This window comes from Paraburkholderia sp. RL18-101-BIB-B, assembly GCF_046026985.1.
GTDB lineage: Bacteria > Pseudomonadota > Gammaproteobacteria > Burkholderiales > Burkholderiaceae > Paraburkholderia.
Genome location: NZ_JARESV010000006.1, coordinates 232,246 through 250,878, shown reverse-complemented (window position 1 = coordinate 250,878; position 18,633 = coordinate 232,246). Strand labels below are relative to the sequence as shown.

Genomic DNA, 18,633 nt, shown 5'->3' with positions numbered 1-18,633 from the left:
AGCTGCATGTCGCACGCCATTACTCGAAGCCTCGCGATGGCCATTGCCACGGCCCCATTCCTGATCGCTTGCGGCGGTGGCAAGGCCGACAATCCAGGCGCGATCAACGCACCGCAATGTTCCGGCGCGAGCTGCGGCGTGCAAGGCCCGCCCGCCTCGGGTGCCGGCGCGGCGGCGTTGTGCCCGGCGACTGCCGACATCGTCAAGAGCACCTTCCTCGGTGGCGCGGGCAGCGGCGAAGTGGTGCAACTGAACATCGACGCGACGGCGATGACCTACACGCTGAAGTGGCTCAAATCGCCGATCCCGCTGACCAGCGCCGACGTCACGATCACGCGCGAAGGCACGCAGATCACCGGTGCGGTGATTCATCCGCCGACCGGTACGCTGCCCACCGCCGAGCAAACACGTTGCGCGTTCATTCTCGGCAAAGGTACCGGCACCGCGCCTGCCAACGGCACGACCTACACGACACCCGACTTCGTCAACAACCCGAACCCGCCGATGATCCTGGTCGGCCAGGGCGTGGCCGGCGGTGGCATTCCGGGCGCGACCGTCGAGTACGACGGGCTGACCATCATTCCGGGCATCATCGATCACGTTGGCGCGGTCCCCAACCGGCATTTCGATTTCTATCCGTTCCTCGGCTTTGCCAGCACGACGAACGACGTCACCAAGCTGGCCGGCACCTACAACGGCCTCCTGTATCACCTGGTGCCGTCCGGCTCGTACGCGGCGACCGCTACCAACACGGTCGAAACCTTCGACGCGGCCGGCAACTGCACGGGCTCCAATCCAGCGAACGCGGCCTTTACGCCGAGTTCGAGCGGCTGCCTGACGACGGGCACGGCGTGGACCGCGAACAGCAGCGGCTACTTCGACAGCCAGAATGCGCCGCAGATCGGCACGCAGCTCAAACTGCCGCCGCTGAATCAGCCGAGCGGCGTGTCCGCGCAGGCGCACATGATTCTCGGCCAGGTCAACGGCGCAACGGTGCCGCTTGTGATCCGCACGGGCTCCGTGAATCTGGGCACGGCAGTGTTGCTCCACTCCGACGCCAAAGTCGACGACGAGTCCGGTATCGCGATGCTCGCCGCTGCCACACCGCTTGCCTCCGGCGGCTTCGACGGCGGCTACGTGGGCGCCGACTCCAACTTCAAGTACACCGCGGCGTTGATCCAGGGCGGCGTCGGCACCTTCATCAATCCGTCGACTTCCGCAGGGGAAGACGGCTTCGGCCTGGGCTACGCGTTGCCGAGCCCAGGACTGGTCGGTGTCCAGCAGGCCAACGGCCAGAAAGGCCTCGCGATCGCTTCGGGTGGCCTGTACGCGATCGAGATTCAAGGCACCGTCAACGGCGGCGTCGCGCCGACGTCGCAACTCAGCAGCACGGCTTCGAGCGCGCCGTACTTCGGCATCGGAGCGCAAATCAGCAGGTAAGGCACGCAAGTAAGCCAGACAACCAAGCCACAGCGGACCGGCAGTGGGCAGTACGAGAGACAAATAGCAAAAAGGTGGCGGGACTGGGAGCCGGCCACACACAACGAGAAAATTCTGGAGGCGGTATGAAATGGAGAATCCTTTCGGTGCTCACTCTTGCTGCACCGTTGCTGGGGGCGTGCGGTGGTGGCGGCGGAGGCGACGGGCCCGTGACGGAAGTGCGTCTGTGTCCGGCGTCGCTGGACTACAGCACGGTATTCACGGGCGGCGGCGGTGACGGCGAACTGGTCAAGCTGCAACTCGATACGACCAAGATGACCTGGCAGGTCAATTACATCGAGTCGCCGATCCCCGCGACCACCGGCACCGTCGTCCCGACGCGCGCGAGCCAGACCGCCAGCGGCACGCTGACTCAGGAAACCCAGCTGCCGACCAACAAACTCAACCAGTGCGCGTTCCGCCTGAATGGCGCGAGCCTCGATCCGAATCGTCCGGCGCGGATTTTCGTCGGCGAAGGGGTGGCGGGCGGCACGATCCCCGGCGCGGAAATTTCGTTCGGCGGGATTCTCGGCGTGGGCGCCGTGCCGGATACCAAATTCCCGTACTACCCGTTCATCGGTTTTTCGTCGATTGAAACGAATCTCGCGAACGTGGCCGGCACCTACAACCAGCTCGGCTATCACCAGGTGCCGTCGCAAAACTTCGCGCCGGTCGCGGTCGATTCGAAGATCACGATCAACGCGGACGGCACGTGGACCGAGTGCGACAACTCCGGGGTCAACGCGGGCAAGTGTCAACAGCCGGGCGGCAACTTCGCGCAGTCGGCGGACGGCAGCGGCGCGTTCCAGACCAACAACTTCCTGGGCCAGGCCAAGCCGACGCTCGCGACGACCCCGGAAGCGCGCGGCTACATGATCGTCGGCAAGCTGCGTAACCAGCTGGTGCCGATCCTGGTGCGAACGGGCGCGGCGAACTCGTCGGTGACCGTGCCGCAAAACGGCGCGCTCGGACCCTACGCCGACGACGAATCCGGCATCTCGATTCTGGCGCCGCAGAGCGCGATCACGGTGAACTCGCAGAACGGTGAGTACATCGGCGTGGATAGCCAGTTCGACTACCGCACCACCGCGCTCGACGGTGCTGAGGCCACGCTGCTGGATCCGTTCAATGCATCGCAGGCATCGCTGGCGACGCCGCTGAATCTGGACTTCACGCAAGCGGTTCCGGGCGTGGTGAGGACGACGCAAGTCGGTGCCTCCACCGGCACTACGCCGACCGGAAAGATGATCTTCACGGGTGGTGTGTTCGGCTATCTCGATCTGACCAACGCGGCCTCGCCGTACTTCACGATCGGCGCCTTCGTCCAGTAACGGACTCAGCACGCGCCGCCAATCCGCAACGTGGCGTTCGCGTCCCGGCTGCCGCGCAGCGCAACCGCGCGGCGGCCGGCGCCCAACGAATATGCAGCGCGCCGGCGCGGTCGCCAACCCGCCGCCGCTTGCCGCGCGCGATGAGTTTCAGCGCGCCTCAGGAGGAACAAGATGAAAAAAATCTATCTCGCGTTACTGGCCGCCTGCCTGTCAGCCGGTGCGCACGCCCAGCAAGCGGGCGACAACGTCGCAGCGCTCGGCTGGTTCCACGTGATGCCGCAGGATTCGAGCACGCCGCTCACCACCCATGTCGCGCCGACGCCGATCAACACACCGCTGCGTCTACCGAGTTCATTCACCTCGGCTGGCACGAGCTTGTCGACCAGTAACGCCGACACCGTCGGCCTGGTGTTCAGCCATTACCTCACCGATCACATCGCCGTGACGACGGTGGCAGGCGTGCCGCCGGTCTTCAAGATCTACGGGCACGGCACCATCAAGCCGCCGGGACCGGCCGGCGCGCTCGGCCAGCAGGATCTGGGCGATCCGCAAGCCAACCCGATCGTGAAAAGCGTGCGCCAGTGGAGCCCGGCGCTGCTGTTCCAGTACTACTTCAATGCGCCGACGGCGAAATTCCGGCCGTTTGTCGGCATCGGCGTGTCGTACAACTGGTTCTCCGACATTCAGTTGAGCCCGAATTTCGTGACATCGACGCAAAACAATCTCGGCGCCGTGCTGGCCGCCGGCGCGGGCAAGCCGGGGCAGACGCAGGTGTCGGCGAAAGCGTCGTCGTCGTGGGCGCCGGTGTTTAACGCGGGCCTCGTGTACAACATCACCGAGCACTGGGGCCTTCTGGCGTCGGTCACGTACATTCCGCTGAAGACGACCTCGTCGGTCATCATCAAGGCGGCGGACGGCACGGAGCTGGGTGTGTCGAAGGCGGACCTGAAGGCCGACCCGATCATTTCGTTCCTCGCCGTCTCGTACAAGTTCTGAGTTCGGTCCTGACGCAACAAAGCCGGCTGACCCTTGCGCAGGGCAGCCGGCTTTGTCTTGTATGGGACGCTGGAAATTCAGGGCAAAAAAAAGCCCGCCTATGTGGGCGGGCTGAATCCATATCAGAGGAGACATGGAGGAGACAAGACAAACTATAGCAAACGGCTTGGTGCGGCGCAACATGCAAATTAGGGTAGACCCTCGGCGTTGTAAATGCGCAACACCCCGCAAGATGTCTTGCCGCCGCCGTTGACCAACGGCTGCGCCTTGCGCCTAGTGCCGCACCAGCGCCATCATCGCGCCGAAGCCGACGAACACGCCCCCCGTCAGACGATTGAACATGCGGGCGACGCTGTGGCTCTTCAACTTCGCGCCGATTCGCGTGCCGAAACCCGCGTACACCAGATACCAGCTCACCTCGATCACGGCGAAAGTAGCGACGAGCACGCCGAACTGCGGCAGCTTGGGCTGCGCGGCGTCGATGAATTGCGGCAGCAGCGCCGCGGCGAACAGAATCGCCTTCGGATTGCTGCCCGCGACGAGAAAGCCGTTGCGGAACAGCGCGAAGCGCGAGCGCGCGGGCTTGACGGCCAGTTCGTCGGCATCGCCGGCGGCCGCTTCGTCAGCCGGCGCGCGCCACGCCTTGATGCCGAGATACACGAGGTACGCCGCGCCGATCATCCGCAGCGCGTTGAACATGGCCGGCCACGCCTCGAGAAACACGCCGAGGCCCGCCGCCGACACCGCCAGCATCAGCACCAGCGCCGACAGGCAACCCGCCATGGTCGCGCTGGAGCGGCGCAAGCCGTGCTGGGCGCCGTGCGTCATCACGAGCAGCATGTTCGGACCGGGAATCGCGGAAACGACGAAGACAGTGGCGACGAACAGCCACCAGGTATGCAGACTCATGGGAATCAGGGCGGATAAAGGATCGGGCGGCTATTATGCCCGCCCGCGCCGGTCAGTGCCGTTCTTCAGTGGCTCTTCAGGGCCTGTCAATTGCTCTTAGCGCCCGGCTCGCCGCGCGGCGACCTGGCCCAGCACCGCGAAATCCTTCTCGCCGTCGCCGTGAGCCATGGCTTCGAGCAGGCTGTCGCGCACCACGCTGGCAATCGGCAGTGGTGTCGTGACGGCGTCGGCCGCGGCCAGCGCGAGCCGAATGTCTTTCAGGCCGAGACGCGCCTTGAACAGCGCCGGCTCGTAGCGCTGCTCCGCGATCAGCTTGCCGTAGCCGGAATAGACCGGTCCCGGAAACAGGCCGCTCGTGATCACGTCGAGGAAATCCTGCATGGCGAGACCGTGTCCGGTCACCAGTGTGGCCGCTTCGCCGAGCGTCTCGACTGCCGCGCCGAGCATGAAGTTAGCGGCGAGCTTCATGACGTTCGCCTGCTGCGGGAGCGAACCGATGCGCCAGGTCTTCTGGCCGATCGCGTCGAAAATCGGCTGGACGCGGTCGATCGATTCGGCCGGGCCGCCCGCGACAATGGTGAGCTTTCCCGCCGCCGCGACATCGGGCCGGCCCATCACCGGCGCGGCGACGTAGTTGACGCCGCGCGACGCGTGCGCCGTCGCCAGTTCCTCGGCCAGCGCCACCGAGATCGTCGCCATGTTCACGTGGATCAGCCCGCGCGGAGCATGTTCCAGCAGCGAAGCGGTGATGACCTCGCGCAAAGCGCTATCGTCGGCGAGCATCGAGAACACGGCGTCGCCCGCAAACGCTTCGGCCGGCGTCGCGACGACCCGCGCGCCTGCTTCGGCGAGCGGCTGCGCGCGCTCCGGTGAGCGGTTCCACACGCGCACCTGATGCCCGGCTTTCAAAATGTTTGCAACCATCGCGGCACCCATCTCGCCGAGACCGATAAAACCGATGTCCATCTGTCGCTCCGTCTTCTAAAGAACTGGAAGTAAAACACACCCATGCGACACGTGCAGGACAGCGCGCAAAGAAACACGGTGCGATACTGCGGTGATGGTGACCGCGACATTCCGCTTCTACGAGGAGCTGAACGATTTTCTCGCCCGGCCGCTGCGCCGGCGCGCGTTCAGCTACGCCTGCGCGCCAGGCGCCACCGCGAAGCACATGATCGAAGCGCTCGGCGTGCCGCATACCGAGGTCGAGCTGATTCTGGTCAACGGCGAGTCGGTCGGTTTCAATCATCCCCTCGCGGACGGCGATCGCATCGCCGTCTATCCGAAGTTTGAAGCGCTCGACATCCAGCCACTCCTGCGTGTGCGCGAGCGGCCGCTGCGGGTGGTGCGTTTCATCGCCGACGCGCATCTGGGCGGCCTCGCGCCACTTCTACGGCTAGCCGGCTTCGATACGCTGTACGACAACCACTTTCCCGATGCCGACATCGAAGCGCTCGCCGCCGAGCAGCAGCGCATCGTCCTGACACGCGACCGCGAGCTGTTGAAACGCCGCAGCATCACGCATGGCTGCTACGTCCGCACGCTCAGGCCGCGCGAACAATTGCGCGAAGTATTTGAACGACTCGATCTGGCGGGCAGCGCGCAACCGTTCCGCTTGTGTCTGATGTGCAATGTGCCGCTGCGGCGCATCCCCAAAGAGGAAGTCGGCACGCGCGCGCCCGACGGTGTGCTGGAACGGCATGCCCAGTTCGTCACCTGCGACGTGTGTCGCCGCGTGTTCTGGGAAGGCACGCATTGGCAAAGAATGCGCGCACTGATGGACAGCGTGGCTGCCACGCCGGGCCGGTCCGAGTGAGTTTCGATTCAGAGTCATCCCGGTTCGGGTTGCACGTGGCAAACCACGCGCGCGGAAGCTGAACGCCATGCGTTCGCGCGACGCTCGGCGCGATGCGTACAATGCGGGATTACTTATCTGGCAGAGGCCTTCCGTATGGCGATGAAAAAAACCGACCTTGAAAAGAACAAGGCACTCAAGCTGAACAACGCAATGAAGCTGTCGACCGCCGACCGTTTCGGCAAAGCCGCCGCAGCCGAGCCGAAGCTCGATCGTCGCGAACAGCGCAAGCTCGACCAGGCGCAGGGCCTCGTCGCGTTTGCCTGCAAGCTGAACGGTGATCTGGTGACCGAACTGAAAGAGCGCGCCGCGACCCATCCCGAAGGGATGACCGGTTTGCTCAACGAAGTCATCAAGCGCGGCCTTGCCGGCTAATCGCCGCAAAAAACCCGCCTCGAATGCAAAAAGGCCAGAGCTCGTGCTCTGGCCTTTTTGCTTGCGACGCCTTCATCCGAATCGCGCTGCACTAGCCGGCTAGCGGCGCCGTGCAGTCGACCGGCGAAGCTGACCCGAAGAATCGGGCGACAGCTTAGTTTTGCGTGCCCTTGTCGTTCGTGCCAGCTGCCGAAGCAGCTGCCGAAACCGGAGCGCGCTTACCGTGCGTCGTCAGCTTCTTGACGTGATGCTTCTTCGGCGCGCTTGCTGCAGCAGCCGGCGCTGCGTCCGACGCTTGTGCGAAAGCTTGAACAGAAACCAGCGCGATCGAAGCGGCTGCGAGCGAGACGATAACTTTTTTCATGTGTTGTTCCCCAAACCTGGACGACTGAGTCAATGTGAATGAATAAGCTGCACGGTGAAGCAGACAGGGCTTGAGGCGCCTTCCCGCTCCCCGCGGGAGAGTATTACCCAGTGTAGGCGGTTTGTCATGCCCAAAACTCGATATGTATTTTCCGGGAGACAGCTTTGCTTTCGACCCGCTTTCACTCGTTAAGCATCCCGTACCAGGGGATTCACCTAGACCGTGTCAAACGAGGTTGCGCAGCAGGCTGGCGTTCTCCAAAAGGGTCGGCAACACCCGGTGCAGCGCGGCATTGGCCGACTCCTGCCCGATCGGCATGCTGACGCTGATCGCCGCCACGACCGAACCATGCCGGTCGCGCAACGGCACCGCGACGCCGCGCACGCCCAACTCCAGTTGCTGATCCGTGACCACGTAGCCATTGCGGCGAATTTCGCCGAGCACTTCGCGCAACTGTTCGATCGTCGAGTAGGTGTGGGGCGTGAACACCTTGATCGGATACGACGCCAGCCACTGCTCGATGTTCTCCGCCGCCTGGAACGCCAGCAGGACCAGTCCCGCCGACGACAACGGCGCGGGCGCGCGCGAGCCGAGCACGAAACCGACCGCCATCGCCCGGTTCACGCCGTTGCGCGCCACGTACACCACATCGTGTTCGTCGAGGATCGCGACCAGCGCGGTTTCCTGCACGGTCGCGGTAATGCGCTGGAGGAACGGCTGCACGGTGCGCGGCAAGCGCGCCGAATCCAGATACGACTGGCCGAGCCGCAAGACACGCGGCGCCAGCCAGAACAGCTTGCCGTCGGTATCCACGTAGCCGAGTTCACGCAGCGTCAGCAGATAACGGCGCGCCGCCGTGCGTGACAGACCCGCGCGGCCGGCGACCATGGTGGGCGTCATGCGCGCGTGCTCTTCGTCGAATGCTTCGATGATCGCTAGCGCTTTCGCGGCGCCGGCGATCCAGTCTTTCTCGTCCATTGCGTTTGCCTGAAAATCGGCCGGTCGTTGGGTCAGTCGTGTCCGAGGTCCGTGGCCGACTGGCGCGATTATCGCGCGAGTCGGCTAGAGAACGAACCGCCATGAGCGGATTCAATCATTTGAGGTCTCAGCGCATCTGCTCGGCGACGCGGTGTGACACGGCGCACTGCCGACATCAGGCTCTCCCGCCAGCCCTTGAACCGCAGTTTGTCATGCGGCGATCCCGAGTACTTTGAGAAGACGTCGAAGCGGCATGCCGACATTTCGGATTCCCGATCGACGCACCGCTCAATAGCGCGATCAATAGCGATAAGTCAGTGCCGTAATCGCGAAGTAGTTATTCTTCGACTGCACGATCGGGCTGTTCGCCGAAGCGCCGAGAAGCCGCGTCATGCCGCCAACTCGCGCTGCGCAAAGACGTGCGCGAACTCGATGAACTGGTCACCGAATTGCTGACCTTGAGCCGTCTGGAACAAGGTGCGGGACATCTAATGCTGATGCGCGTGTCGGTGGATGAACTGCTCGATAGCGTGGCCGCGAGCCATGTGCAACGATGTCGTCGACCGCTCGCTGACGCTTTCGGTTTCCACGGGCGGGGCGGCGGTTGCGCAGGCGCCCACGTATCATGTCTGCGATCCCAAGCTGGTCGCGCGTGCGCTGCTGAATCTGATCCGCAACAGAACGCGCTATGCAAAGCGGGCGATTTCGCTGGGCGCGGAAGTCGATGGGACGGGCACGCTGGTGCTGACCGTCGACGATGACGGTCCCGGCATTCCGCTCGCTGATCGTGACCGTGTGTTCGAGCCGTTTCATCGACTTGATTCGAGCCGTGACCGGCATACCGGCGGGTTCGGCCTCGGCCTCGGCCTTGCGATCGTGCGGCGTGTGGCGCTGGTCCATGGCGGAGACGTGCGGCTCGAGTCGGCCGCCTCAGGCGGCGCACGCTTCGTGATGACGCTGCCGGCGTTGACGTTGCCGGCGAACGCGACCTCTAGCTAGCCAGCGCCGCGCCTCTGCCCGGCCACGAGCAACTTGTCACACAACAACCGAATTAGACAGACCACCTTTGAAAAACGAAACCCGCCAACACCTGCGCGCCAATGTCCTGATGCTGATCGCCGCGATGATCTGGGGCTCCGCGTTCGTCGCGCAACGCTTGAGTCTCGACGCGATCGGACCGTTTCTGTTCACCGGCCTGCGCTTCCTGCTAGGCGCGCTGGTCGTGCTGACGCTGATCGTTTGCGTGCGGCGCTCCGCGCTGGCTGAACTGTCGAAGCGCGAACCCGGCGGCGCACGCGAACTGCTCGGCGCCGGCGCGCTGCTCGGCGTGGTGCTGGCCGCCTCGATTTCATTGCAGCAGATCGGCCTGCAATACACGAAGGTCGCCAACGCGGGTTTCATCAGTTCGCTGTACGTAGTGATCGTGCCGCTGCTGGGCGTGCTATTCAAACATCGCACGGGGATCGGCACGTGGCTCGGTGCGGCGCTCGCGGCCGTCGGCATGTATTTCCTGAGTGTCAACGAGCACTTTTCGATGCTGTATGGCGACTGGTATCAGCTCGCCGGCGCGCTCGTGATCTCCATTCAGATGATGCTGGTCGGGCGTTTCGCGCTGCGCCACGACACGCTGATGCTCGCGCTCGTGCAGTTCGTGACGTGCGGGCTCGCGTGCCTTGTTGTCGGTCTCGCCGTCGAACCGTTCAGCCTCGCGGTGATTGCGCGCGCCGCGCCGACCATCCTGTACGGCGGGGCGCTGTCAGTCGGTATCGCTTACACGATTCAGGTGGTCGCGCAAAAACACGCGGCGCCGTCGCACGCGGCGGTGATCTTCAGCATGGAAGGTGTGTTCGCCGCGCTTGCGGCCTGGCTCGTGCTAGGCGAAACGCTGACGGCGCGCGCGCTGTTCGGATGCGCGCTGATGCTCGCGGGTTTGATCGTGTGTCAGGTGATGCCGGCGTGGCAACGCGGCCGTGAACGCGTGACTCGCGCGTCGTCTTGAGGATGCAGCCAGCCACCCCATTCGACGCCAAAGCGGGCGAGATATTTGCGCAGGCGTTCGGCGTCGTTGGGTTGCTTGCTGCCCTCAGGCCGCCCGCGGATGCGCAAACAAAGCGGGCGTATCGGCGGTTGGCGGAAACACGCACCAGCAGCCGTCGTCGTGACGAAAGAAGAACAACCCGCGCGAGCCCCTCTCGAGCGAAGTCTCGACGCGTACGTATCGCCGCCCTCCCAGGCGAGTGCGGCTGAATTCGGTGACGTGAACCGGCGCCGAAGGTTCCGGAGCGAGCCATTTCTCAACCAGAAACCGCAGCGACTGTTCGCTTGCCGTTCTCATGATCCGCTCCGGGCCGGCTTGTCCTGGTGCGCGTCGCGCGTGGCGTCGCTATTCTCGTCGCTGTCGGCGAGGTCCGCTTCGTGTTCAGCGGATGCGTGCGCGATGGCCCGATTGGTGGCTGCCGCCCGCAGCGTGCTGCAATGGGTGGCATGTCGGATATCCGAGAGAAGACGGACGAGCTGTCGAGCTGTTCTGCGTTTCATTCCACACCCCCCGCACTGCACCAATAACCTCAGAAAACACTTTAACTCTATGCCTGGATCGGGCGTTGCCGAAATGGTTTTGACTAAATAGCAACAGTTGCGCTTGCAAAAAGAGAGACGCAATCTTTGTGCCGTCCGTCTTCAATGTGCGCGTCTGGCAGGCAGCGGTCTGTACGGTGGCGAGCGCTTGGGCAACTTGAAAAACTTGCCCGGCAACGGTTGGAGAAACGACTGCGAACGCGAGTTATCCACAATTCCCTATGAATAACTTCGGGATAGCGCATGGAACAGCCTGTGTGCGGAATCTTGATAAGACGGCGCGTCAGGCAAGCCCCGTCAAAGTTATCCCGGTTTGGTAGTTTTTCTACAGACGTGTTCCGCAGGGTTATCGAGTTTGCATGGCGTTGATGTGATGGAAGATTCGGGAGTTATCCACAGAAGGGGTTAACCCTTGTTAACTATTACTACATATATATACGTATGAAGTAAAAGACATAGGATAAGTAATGCTTCGCGATGAGATGGGAGGCTGATCAGGTCTTGACCAGCCTCGACACCGCGAACGCCCGCGGACGGGTCAGGGCGCTACGCCGACTCCGCTCGCCGGCTGCACGGACGCCGCCTTGCCGATGGCATCGGGCATCTCGGGAACGGGCACTGGAGCCGTCACTTCGACTGGCACCGGCAGCAGGCGCGTCTCGATGCGGTTATTGGCAACCGGCTGCGTGCGCACCACCGTCTGCAGATAGTGATCGACGAGCCCGAAGAAACGGTCGTAGAACTTGCCCGACGGAATGGTCTCGCTCGAAATCTTGACCATTGCATCGCTGTTCGAACGGATCGGCAATGACAGCGACCCCAGCACGCTCAGTCCGACGCTTGCCGACGTGTCGCTTTTCTTCAGCGCAAAGCCGTTCTGCACCGCATTGACATAGACGATGCTGGTATCGCTCGCTTCTTCTCCCGGCGTACAGACCACGTGAAATTCGACGACCACGTGCGTGTCGCCCGTCGGCTGGAAGTTCTTGGTGCCGTCGACGGTATCGTTGCGGGTCATCGTCGTCAGATAGCCCTGGCTCAAGAGCGCCCGGCGCGCGGCCTCGCAGCTATCCGTGGTGCTCGAATTGAAATTGCGTGCGTACGGGCTCGCGCCGGTTTCGAACAATTCCTGCTGGAATTTCGGCTGCGGCGTGCTGCTACAGGCGGCAAGGGTCAGCAGGCCGGCAAACGCGGCGGCTGTGGATCTGGAAAACGAGGTCAACATGGTCGATCGGAAGAGACGCTGCGTCAGCGCGAATGGGAATGCATTGTAGAGCGGTTGCCCACTGTGCGTAAAAAGGGCGCAACGTGGCGTCTTACGGGACGTGACAATGCATGACCGCGGCTGCGGCTCTGCGGTAGGAAAAGAGACGAATGTCGCTTAGTGTGACGTCGCGGGAAGTCCCGTCGCCGACGTCGCCGCGCCGTTCAATCCGGCGGCATTGACGGCCGGGACGGTGAACGTATCGGCCCAGTTGCCCGGTGCCGCGCAACGGTCAGACGCAGGCCGTGCCGCGCACATGCCGGCCTGCACATCCGATTGTTGCGCAGCGTCTTGCGATGGCGCGACCGCTGCGAAGTCTCCGACGCGCAAGCTCACCTTCTGCGCGTACGCTTGCGATCCGCCGTAGCTCTTGAGCGCGGCGTTCATGTCGCCGTTGGCCGAACGCATGTAGCCGTACAGAATCGCCGAGCCCACTTCGATGTTCGCGGTTGGCTCGGTGAGGTCCTTGACGTTCCTCAGCAGTCCGCGATGGGCGCCGGGCACGACTTGCATCAGCCCGGTCGCGCCGTTGGCGCCCTTGGCCTTTTCCTTGAAGCGGGATTCGATCGAGATGATCGCCAGCAGGAGCGCCGGCGGGAGGGAATATTTCGAGGCGGCCGATTGCACCGCGTCGGAAATCTTTTGAGCCTTTTCCTTTGCCAGACCGAATTTTTGCGTCAGGTACGCGGACATCCGGTCGGTGTTTTCGTCGGCCGTCGCGGTCTGCATCAGGCCGAGCGAAAGCGCCATCAGGCAAAGTAACCGGCTCATAGCGGAGGACGGGAAAGAAAAGGGAATCCGGCCATTATAGCTCTGCCCCCAAATTAAGACCCAGAACGAACTGAAATTCGTCTGAAGTATCGTGGCTGGTGGGCGTCTTTCGCATGTCAGTGTGACGGCTTCGGCTTCAGCATGTAGTCGTCGTTCAACGTCGCAGGAAAGCGGCGACGTCGTCGATATCGCGCTCCGACCAGACCGGACGCTCACCGGCTTTGCGTGTGAGCGGTTCGTCGGTCGTGTCGACGTTGACGCGCAGCGCGGCCGGAAAATCGTTGAATTTGTCGACCTTGCCTCGCCCGCAAATCTGGATTGCGTGGCACGCCGAGCGCCTGGAAGTTTGAAATCCGTGAATAGCGGATGAGAGCCGTCCACGCCCACTTGATCGATATGGCAGGTGGCGGAATAGCCGCCCGCTGGATTGTCGACCAGTTTTTTCCCCCTCAACACTTGTGCCGTTAGTTGCAATTTATTGTCCAAGTAATAGTCGGACTTGCTTCTGTGCGGATCAAATCTCGGATCTTCGAACTCGAACCGTTCGATCGCATACGTGGCGTGCATGGAGGCTTTGGCGCGTTCGACGAAGATGTTCTCACCGAAGACTTCCTTGAAGCGCGCCGCGTACGGCGTCCGCTCCAGTTTCGCGAGCACGGCCGCTGGATCCTTGTCGGCCCGTTCGGATTGAACAGCGCGAAACTCGCCTGATCGTGCGGACGGCTAAAGCGGCCATCACAACCGACACCGCCCACCGGGCGCGTTTCCCGTTTCGCTCAGACGCTCGATCATGCTCGCCGCCTGCGTGTGACTCCACATCGGCGTGCGGTTCAGCACGTAGCGCAGGCCCGGCACGGCGCGCTTGCCTTGCGAACGCATATGCCACCCTACCCAACTGTGCCGCGACGCCGTTGGGCGGCCCGTACACGTGCGACGGGCACTCTCACGCCGTCATTCCGCGTAACGTCGATGCAACGCCGCCGCGACTTCCGACATGCGCGCGCGCAACTCAGGCGGCGCCAGCACCTCGGCCTCGGTGCCGAAGCGCAGCAATTCCGCGCACGCCTGCCTCACGGAACCGACCGGCAGCGTCACGGTGCGCCAACCGTCGACGGAATCCGGTTCGCCAATGATCGCCGCAGAGCGCGCGAACGGCGACACGAAGATTTCCAGCATCCGCATGCCCCAAGGCGACAGACGCAGCCTCGCTTCGCTCGCATGCATTTCTTCGGAGAGACGCTGCGTGCTGTCCTGCCAGTAGGCGGCGAGATCGAATGCGGGCGGCCGCTCAAACGTCTCGTCCAGCAAGCTCAATTCGAGAATGCGTGAAATGTGGTAGATGCGCACGTCCGGCGCGACGCGCCCGACCACATACCACGCGCCGCTTTTCAGCACGATGCCAAGCGGTTCGATCCGGCGAAACTTCTCCGCTTTCCAACTCTGATAGCGAATCTCCAGCGGATGCTGCTCCCACACCGCACGCGCGATCGACGGCAGATAAGCGGGCTCGTCCGCGTCCGAAAACCACGCTGGCGCATCGAGATGAAAACGCGAGCGCATGCGCTCCGCGGTCGAGCGCAATTCGACCGGCAGCGCGGCCAGCAACTTGGTCTGCGCGCCGGCCATCACCGCGCCCAGGCCGAGCGCCTGCATCGGTCCCGGCAGGCCACCGAGAAACAGCGACTCCGCTTCCTGCGAGGACAAGCCGTTCAGCCGCGTGCGGTAGCCGTCGAGCAGGCGATAGCCGCCTTCCGACCCGCGCTCGCTATGAACCGGGACGCCTGCAGCGCTCAGGGCGTCGATATCGCGATAGATCGTGCGCAGAGAAACCGCGCAGTCGTCGGCGAGCGACTGCGCTGTGACGCGGCCACGCGCCTGCAGCGTCATCAGGATGGAAAGAAGGCGGCTCGCTCTCATGCGGACAAGTGTAGTCATACCTGACACAAACTGACAGGTATGGACGCTTAGGATGAACGCATCCCCCGGCGCATCGTTGCTGCCTCAAAGCCGGTTTTTTCGTCCACCACGCACATTCGGGAAGCCTCAAGCCATGACCACAGACCGCACGATCACCCTGTTCCACTCGCCGCAATGCCGCTCCATCAGCGCGCTCACGCTGCTGGAAGAGCTCGGCGCGCCGTACCAGTTGAAGGTGCTGAACATGAAAGCCGGCGAGCAGCGCAAAGCGCCCTATCTCGCCATCAATCCGCTCGGTAAAGTGCCGGCGATTCTCCACGGCGACGCGCTGGTCACCGAACAGGTCGCCATCTTCATCTATCTGGCGGACCTCTTTCCTGAAGCCGGTCTCGCGCCGGCGCTCGATGATCCGTCTCGCGGGCCGTATCTGCGCTGGCTGGTGTACTACGCGGCCTGCTACGAACCGGCGCTGGTCGACAAAGCAATGAAGCGTGAACCCGCTCCGCCCTCCACTTCGCCCTACGGCGATTTCGATTCGATGCTCGCAACGGTAACGAGTCAGTTGCAGGCCGCGCCTTATTTGCTCGGGGACACGATGTCGGCGGCGGATATTTTGTGGGGCATCGCCTTGCATTGGGGAATGATGTTCAAGCTGGTGCCCGAAACGCCGGCCTTGCTTGAGTATGTCGAACGCATTTGCTCGCGCCCGAGCTTCGTGGGCGTGAACGAGCGAGACGTCGCGCTAGCGGCCGAGCACGCGGCGGCAGTCAAAGACGCTTGAAGATGGCGGCGAGCGGCCGTGTTGCCGGCCACCGCTCGGCGCGCGTGTTGGCTCGCCGGTTGAATCCGCCCGGATTTGAGACAATGAAGCCCGCCGGCGAATATCCTCCCCGGACAACCGGGTGTAGGCTTGGCATTCGTGCCGGTGCCGGCCCATCGAACAAGAGATGTTTTCAGGTATGAGCAAGACCGCATTCATTCCCAGCGTCCCCGCGACGTCGGAGGACGATTTTGAAATTTCGGCCACGTCGAAACTGGCCGGCTACCGGCGTTTCTTCGGCGTGTTGAAAGTGGTTCGAACCACCGACGGACGCGTGCTGTTTCCGTTCGACGGCGCGCCCGAACTCGGGCCGTACGCGACCAAGCTGGAAGCAGTCGCTGCGGCGCAGGTGTACGGCGAACATATCGTCATCAGCGATCTGGCGCGGCCGGAGTTGTAAGCGCGAGTGCGTGGCCGGTTTTGCGTTGGCCGCTTGCGTTGACCGCTGGTAGCGATCACTTCGGGAGCAGCGAATGACCTGTGCGCGCAAAGTCGGATCATCGGCCGCTGTCATGTGGCGTGCGGCTTCTCTCGTGAGCGTGCTCGCCGCGACGCTCTGTCAATCGAGCTTCGCGCAGGATGCCGACGCTCCCGCCGGACAACAGGCGCTCGGACGCGCCGAAGTGATTCACGCGCAAGTCCGCGTGGTCGCAATCAATACCGTCACGAATAGCGTCACGCTGCGTGGTCCGCGCGGCAATCTCGCTGACGTGGACGTCAATCCTGCCCTCGCCGATGTCAACCGGCTCAAGATCGGCGACAAGCTCAACGTTGCGTATCAGCAGGCGCTGCTGGTCAACATCGACAAGCTCGCGACCAAGGGTGTGCGCGAACGCGTGGAGACGACCGCGGCGATACCGGCTTCGGCGGGCTACGCGTCGTCGGCGCATAGCGTGAAAGTGGTCGCGACGGTGATGAAGATCGACCGCAAGACCCGCATGGTCACGCTGCGTGGCCCCAAGCATCAGCAGGTGCTCAGGGCCGCAAAGGGGATTTCGCTCGATCGGTTGAAAGTCGGCGATAGCGTGCGCGCGGAGTTTGTTTCGGCGGCGGCGGTGGAGTTGGTGAGGGAGTGAGGATGAGGTTCGTGGGACGTCGACCGTAGGCGCGAAAAAAAGCCACCTGTGAACGACAGGTGGCTTTTTTCCAGCAATAGAGCAAGCAACAGCTACCTCACTCCACTGTCACCGATTTCGCCAGATTCCGCGGCTTGTCCACATCCGTACCCCGCGCACACGCCGTGTGATACGCCAGCAACTGCAGCGGCACCACATGCAAGATCGGCGACAACAAACCGTAGTGCTCCGGCATCCGGATCACATGCAAACCTTCGTCGTTAACGATCTTCGTATCCGCATCGGCGAACACATACAGCTCACCGCCGCGCGCGCGCACTTCCTGAATATTCGACTTCAGCTTTTCCAGCAGCGCGTCGTTCGGCGCCACCGTCACCACCGGCATCGCCTCCGTCACGAGCGCGAGCGGCCCATGCTTCAACTCGCCAGCCGGATAAGCCTCAGCGTGAATATACGAAATCTCCTTGAGCTTCAGCGCGCCTTCGAGTGCGATCGGGTAGTGCAAGCCACGCCCGAGGAACAGCGCATGTTCCTTGCGCGAAAACTCTTCCGACCACGCGATGATCTGCGGCTCCAGCGCCAGCACGCTATTCAATGCCGCCGGCAAGTGGCGCAGTTGCTTCAGGTACACCGCTTCCTGCTGTTCACTCACACGGCCGCGCATCTTGCCCAGCGTCGCCGCCAGCACGAATAGCGCAACCAGTTGCGTCGTGAACGCCTTGGTCGACGCCACGCCGATCTCGCGGCCCGCGTGCGTCAGGAACGAGAACTCCGTCTGACGCACCATCGCGCTCGTAGCGACGTTGCAGACCGCCAGCGTATGTTTGTGGCCGAGTTCCTGCGCGTGCTTGAGCGCCGCGAGCGTGTCCGCCGTTTCGCCCGACTGCGAGATCACCACCACCAGCGACTTCGGGTTCGGCACCGACTCACGGTAGCGATACTCGCTGGCGATTTCCACCTGAGTCGGAATCTTGGCGATCGATTCGAGCCAGTACTTCGCGGTCAGCCCCGAGTAGTAGCTGGTGCCGCACGCAAGGATCAGCAGGCTGTCGATCTCCGCGAACACCTTCTCCGCGCCCTCGCCGAACAGCGAGGCATCGAACGAATCGGCTTGCGGGATCGTGTCGGTGATCGCGCGCGGCTGCTCGAAGATTTCCTTCTGCATGAAGTGGCGATACGGGCCGAGTTCGACCGCGCCGCCATATGCCGCCACTTGGCGCACTTCGCGCTGCGCTTCATTGCCGTCGCGATCGGCGATGCGTACACCTTCGAGCGACAGTTCGCAGACATCGCCTTCTTCGAGGAAGATGAACCGTTCAGTGCTGCCCGCGAGCGCCAACGCGTCCGAAGCGAGGAAGTTCTCGCCGTTGCCGAGCCCGACCACCAGCGGCGAACCCTGCCGCGCGCCGACCACCGTATGCGGCTGATCCTTATGCAACACGGCGATCGCATACGCGCCGTGCAATTGCCCGACGGCTTCACGCACCGCCGCGAACAGATCGCCGCGGTACAGGCTGTGAATCAGATGCGCGATAACCTCTGTGTCGGTCTGCGAGACGAACGTATAACCCTTGCCACGCAACATTTCGCGCAGCGTTTCGTAGTTCTCGATGATGCCGTTGTGTACCAACGCAAGCGCATCTTTCGAGAAGATCGGGTGCGCGTTGTCCGTGACCGGCGCGCCGTGCGTCGCCCAACGCGTATGGGCAATACCCGTGATGCCTTCGAGATGACTCCCGCGCACCTGTTCGTCGAGATCGGCCACCCGCGCCACGCTGCGCGCGCGGCGTGGACCGTCTGCGCCAAGCACGGCCACGCCGCACGAATCGTAGCCGCGATACTCGAGGCGACGCAGTCCTTCGATCAGGACGGGAACGATATTACGTTGCGCTACCGCGCCGACAATGCCACACATGGCTCA

20 protein-coding genes and 1 pseudogene are annotated in these 18,633 nt (G+C 63.2%); 10 read left to right on the top strand and 11 right to left on the bottom strand.

What is annotated here, in order from left to right:
- Window positions 1-6 precede the first annotated feature (6 nt).
- From P0D73_RS13100 to P0D73_RS13090, 3 genes are all read left to right on the top strand, one after another.
- Window positions 7-1,440 (top strand): DUF2957 domain-containing protein, encoded by a 1,434-nt coding sequence (locus tag P0D73_RS13100; RefSeq protein ID WP_408431586.1) that lies wholly within the window; start codon window positions 7-9, stop codon window positions 1,438-1,440.
- A 125-nt stretch (window positions 1,441-1,565) separates the two neighbouring features.
- Window positions 1,566-2,810, top strand: a complete 1,245-nt coding sequence (locus P0D73_RS13095; RefSeq protein WP_408285699.1) for a DUF2957 domain-containing protein — start codon at window positions 1,566-1,568, stop codon at window positions 2,808-2,810.
- 171 nt (window positions 2,811-2,981) lie between these two features.
- Complete coding sequence (locus P0D73_RS13090; protein WP_408285697.1) at window positions 2,982-3,806, top strand: OmpW/AlkL family protein; 825 nt, start codon at window positions 2,982-2,984, stop codon at window positions 3,804-3,806.
- 273 nt (window positions 3,807-4,079) lie between these two features.
- On the opposite strand, the gene P0D73_RS13085 is transcribed toward P0D73_RS13090, so the two are convergent.
- The gene (locus tag P0D73_RS13085; RefSeq protein ID WP_408176482.1) at window positions 4,080-4,715 is read right to left on the bottom strand and encodes a LysE family translocator; all 636 of its coding nucleotides are present in this window, start codon (window positions 4,713-4,715) and stop codon (window positions 4,080-4,082) included.
- 96 nt (window positions 4,716-4,811) lie between these two features.
- A complete protein-coding gene (locus P0D73_RS13080; RefSeq protein WP_408431584.1) occupies window positions 4,812-5,681 on the bottom strand; it encodes an NAD(P)-dependent oxidoreductase in 870 nt (289 codons plus the stop codon).
- A 94-nt stretch (window positions 5,682-5,775) separates the two neighbouring features.
- Here P0D73_RS13080 and P0D73_RS13075 point away from each other — a divergent pair, with 94 nt between their 5' ends.
- Complete coding sequence (locus P0D73_RS13075; RefSeq protein ID WP_408176480.1) at window positions 5,776-6,531, top strand: Mut7-C RNAse domain-containing protein; 756 nt, start codon at window positions 5,776-5,778, stop codon at window positions 6,529-6,531.
- A 135-nt stretch (window positions 6,532-6,666) separates the two neighbouring features.
- A complete protein-coding gene (locus P0D73_RS13070) occupies window positions 6,667-6,945 on the top strand; it encodes a hypothetical protein (protein WP_012434605.1) in 279 nt (92 codons plus the stop codon).
- A 154-nt stretch (window positions 6,946-7,099) separates the two neighbouring features.
- On the opposite strand, the gene P0D73_RS13065 is transcribed toward P0D73_RS13070, so the two are convergent.
- The 3 genes from P0D73_RS13065 to P0D73_RS13055 all read right to left on the bottom strand — a co-directional run bounded on the left by P0D73_RS13065 (window position 7,100) and on the right by P0D73_RS13055 (window position 8,680).
- Window positions 7,100-7,309 (bottom strand): hypothetical protein, encoded by a 210-nt coding sequence (locus tag P0D73_RS13065; protein WP_132376664.1) that lies wholly within the window; start codon window positions 7,307-7,309, stop codon window positions 7,100-7,102.
- A 225-nt stretch (window positions 7,310-7,534) separates the two neighbouring features.
- Entirely contained in the window at window positions 7,535-8,287 is a 753-nt protein-coding gene (locus tag P0D73_RS13060) for an IclR family transcriptional regulator domain-containing protein (protein WP_408431581.1), read from the bottom strand.
- 300 nt (window positions 8,288-8,587) lie between these two features.
- On the bottom strand, window positions 8,588-8,680 hold the full coding sequence (locus P0D73_RS13055) for a hypothetical protein (RefSeq protein ID WP_408176479.1): 93 nt from the start codon (window positions 8,678-8,680) through the stop codon (window positions 8,588-8,590).
- On the opposite strand from P0D73_RS13055, the pseudogene P0D73_RS13050 reads away from it, so the two are divergent.
- Both P0D73_RS13050 and P0D73_RS13045 read left to right on the top strand, forming a co-directional pair.
- Window positions 8,653-9,286: pseudogene (locus tag P0D73_RS13050) on the top strand (ATP-binding protein); the annotation flags it as partial. The gene P0D73_RS13055 and the pseudogene P0D73_RS13050 sit on opposite strands and share 28 nt — an antisense overlap.
- Window positions 9,287-9,353: 67 nt before the next feature.
- Entirely contained in the window at window positions 9,354-10,286 is a 933-nt protein-coding gene (locus P0D73_RS13045; protein ID WP_408176477.1) for a DMT family transporter, read from the top strand.
- Here P0D73_RS13045 and P0D73_RS47080 read toward each other — a convergent pair.
- From P0D73_RS47080 to P0D73_RS13025, 5 genes are all read right to left on the bottom strand, one after another.
- Window positions 10,229-10,393, bottom strand: coding sequence for a hypothetical protein (locus P0D73_RS47080; RefSeq protein WP_494471452.1), 165 nt, complete (start codon window positions 10,391-10,393; stop codon window positions 10,229-10,231). The two genes, P0D73_RS13045 and P0D73_RS47080, sit on opposite strands and share 58 nt — an antisense overlap.
- On the bottom strand, window positions 10,371-10,622 hold the full coding sequence (locus P0D73_RS13040; protein ID WP_132376661.1) for a hypothetical protein: 252 nt from the start codon (window positions 10,620-10,622) through the stop codon (window positions 10,371-10,373). The genes P0D73_RS47080 and P0D73_RS13040 overlap by 23 nt, the downstream gene beginning before the upstream one ends.
- Window positions 10,623-11,402: 780 nt before the next feature.
- Window positions 11,403-12,089 (bottom strand): DUF2242 domain-containing protein, encoded by a 687-nt coding sequence (locus P0D73_RS13035; RefSeq protein ID WP_408176476.1) that lies wholly within the window; start codon window positions 12,087-12,089, stop codon window positions 11,403-11,405.
- A gap of 156 nt (window positions 12,090-12,245) precedes the next feature.
- The gene (locus tag P0D73_RS13030) at window positions 12,246-12,899 is read right to left on the bottom strand and encodes a lytic transglycosylase domain-containing protein (RefSeq protein WP_408176504.1); all 654 of its coding nucleotides are present in this window, start codon (window positions 12,897-12,899) and stop codon (window positions 12,246-12,248) included.
- A 951-nt stretch (window positions 12,900-13,850) separates the two neighbouring features.
- Window positions 13,851-14,834, bottom strand: coding sequence for a helix-turn-helix transcriptional regulator (locus P0D73_RS13025; protein ID WP_408431579.1), 984 nt, complete (start codon window positions 14,832-14,834; stop codon window positions 13,851-13,853).
- A 115-nt stretch (window positions 14,835-14,949) separates the two neighbouring features.
- Between P0D73_RS13025 and P0D73_RS13020 the strand changes: the two genes are divergently transcribed.
- From P0D73_RS13020 to P0D73_RS13010, 3 genes are all read left to right on the top strand, one after another.
- Window positions 14,950-15,597: a glutathione S-transferase family protein gene (locus P0D73_RS13020; RefSeq protein ID WP_408176473.1), complete on the top strand. Its 648-nt coding sequence runs from the start codon at window positions 14,950-14,952 to the stop codon at window positions 15,595-15,597.
- 178 nt (window positions 15,598-15,775) lie between these two features.
- Window positions 15,776-16,036, top strand: a complete 261-nt coding sequence (locus P0D73_RS13015) for a DUF6723 family protein (protein ID WP_132376655.1) — start codon at window positions 15,776-15,778, stop codon at window positions 16,034-16,036.
- Between the two features lie 133 nt (window positions 16,037-16,169).
- Entirely contained in the window at window positions 16,170-16,712 is a 543-nt protein-coding gene (locus P0D73_RS13010; protein WP_408431577.1) for a hypothetical protein, read from the top strand.
- A gap of 97 nt (window positions 16,713-16,809) precedes the next feature.
- On the opposite strand, the gene glmS is transcribed toward P0D73_RS13010, so the two are convergent.
- Window positions 16,810-18,627, bottom strand: coding sequence for a glutamine--fructose-6-phosphate transaminase (isomerizing) (gene glmS, locus P0D73_RS13005; RefSeq protein ID WP_408431575.1), 1,818 nt, complete (start codon window positions 18,625-18,627; stop codon window positions 16,810-16,812).
- Window positions 18,628-18,633 lie beyond the last annotated feature (6 nt).

Bases quoted from the DNA above. Each gene is read 5' to 3' on its own strand.
- P0D73_RS13025 (WP_408431579.1), bottom strand. From the start codon at position 14,834: ATGACTACACTTGTCCGCATGAGAGCGAGCCGCCTTCTTTCCATCCTG.
- P0D73_RS13020 (WP_408176473.1), top strand. From the start codon at position 14,950: ATGACCACAGACCGCACGATCACCCTGTTCCACTCGCCGCAATGCCGC.
- P0D73_RS13085 (WP_408176482.1), bottom strand. From the start codon at position 4,715: ATGAGTCTGCATACCTGGTGGCTGTTCGTCGCCACTGTCTTCGTCGTT.
- glmS (WP_408431575.1), bottom strand. From the start codon at position 18,627: ATGTGTGGCATTGTCGGCGCGGTAGCGCAACGTAATATCGTTCCCGTC.
- P0D73_RS13100 (WP_408431586.1), top strand. From the start codon at position 7: ATGTCGCACGCCATTACTCGAAGCCTCGCGATGGCCATTGCCACGGCC.
- P0D73_RS13040 (WP_132376661.1), bottom strand. From the start codon at position 10,622: ATGAGAACGGCAAGCGAACAGTCGCTGCGGTTTCTGGTTGAGAAATGG.
- P0D73_RS13065 (WP_132376664.1), bottom strand. From the start codon at position 7,309: ATGAAAAAAGTTATCGTCTCGCTCGCAGCCGCTTCGATCGCGCTGGTT.
- P0D73_RS13070 (WP_012434605.1), top strand. From the start codon at position 6,667: ATGGCGATGAAAAAAACCGACCTTGAAAAGAACAAGGCACTCAAGCTG.
- P0D73_RS13095 (WP_408285699.1), top strand. From the start codon at position 1,566: ATGAAATGGAGAATCCTTTCGGTGCTCACTCTTGCTGCACCGTTGCTG.
- P0D73_RS13015 (WP_132376655.1), top strand. From the start codon at position 15,776: ATGAGCAAGACCGCATTCATTCCCAGCGTCCCCGCGACGTCGGAGGAC.
- P0D73_RS13090 (WP_408285697.1), top strand. From the start codon at position 2,982: ATGAAAAAAATCTATCTCGCGTTACTGGCCGCCTGCCTGTCAGCCGGT.
- P0D73_RS13055 (WP_408176479.1), bottom strand. From the start codon at position 8,680: ATGACGCGGCTTCTCGGCGCTTCGGCGAACAGCCCGATCGTGCAGTCG.
- P0D73_RS13030 (WP_408176504.1), bottom strand. From the start codon at position 12,899: ATGAGCCGGTTACTTTGCCTGATGGCGCTTTCGCTCGGCCTGATGCAG.
- P0D73_RS13075 (WP_408176480.1), top strand. From the start codon at position 5,776: ATGGTGACCGCGACATTCCGCTTCTACGAGGAGCTGAACGATTTTCTC.
- P0D73_RS13035 (WP_408176476.1), bottom strand. From the start codon at position 12,089: ATGTTGACCTCGTTTTCCAGATCCACAGCCGCCGCGTTTGCCGGCCTG.
- P0D73_RS13080 (WP_408431584.1), bottom strand. From the start codon at position 5,681: ATGGACATCGGTTTTATCGGTCTCGGCGAGATGGGTGCCGCGATGGTT.
- P0D73_RS13060 (WP_408431581.1), bottom strand. From the start codon at position 8,287: ATGGACGAGAAAGACTGGATCGCCGGCGCCGCGAAAGCGCTAGCGATC.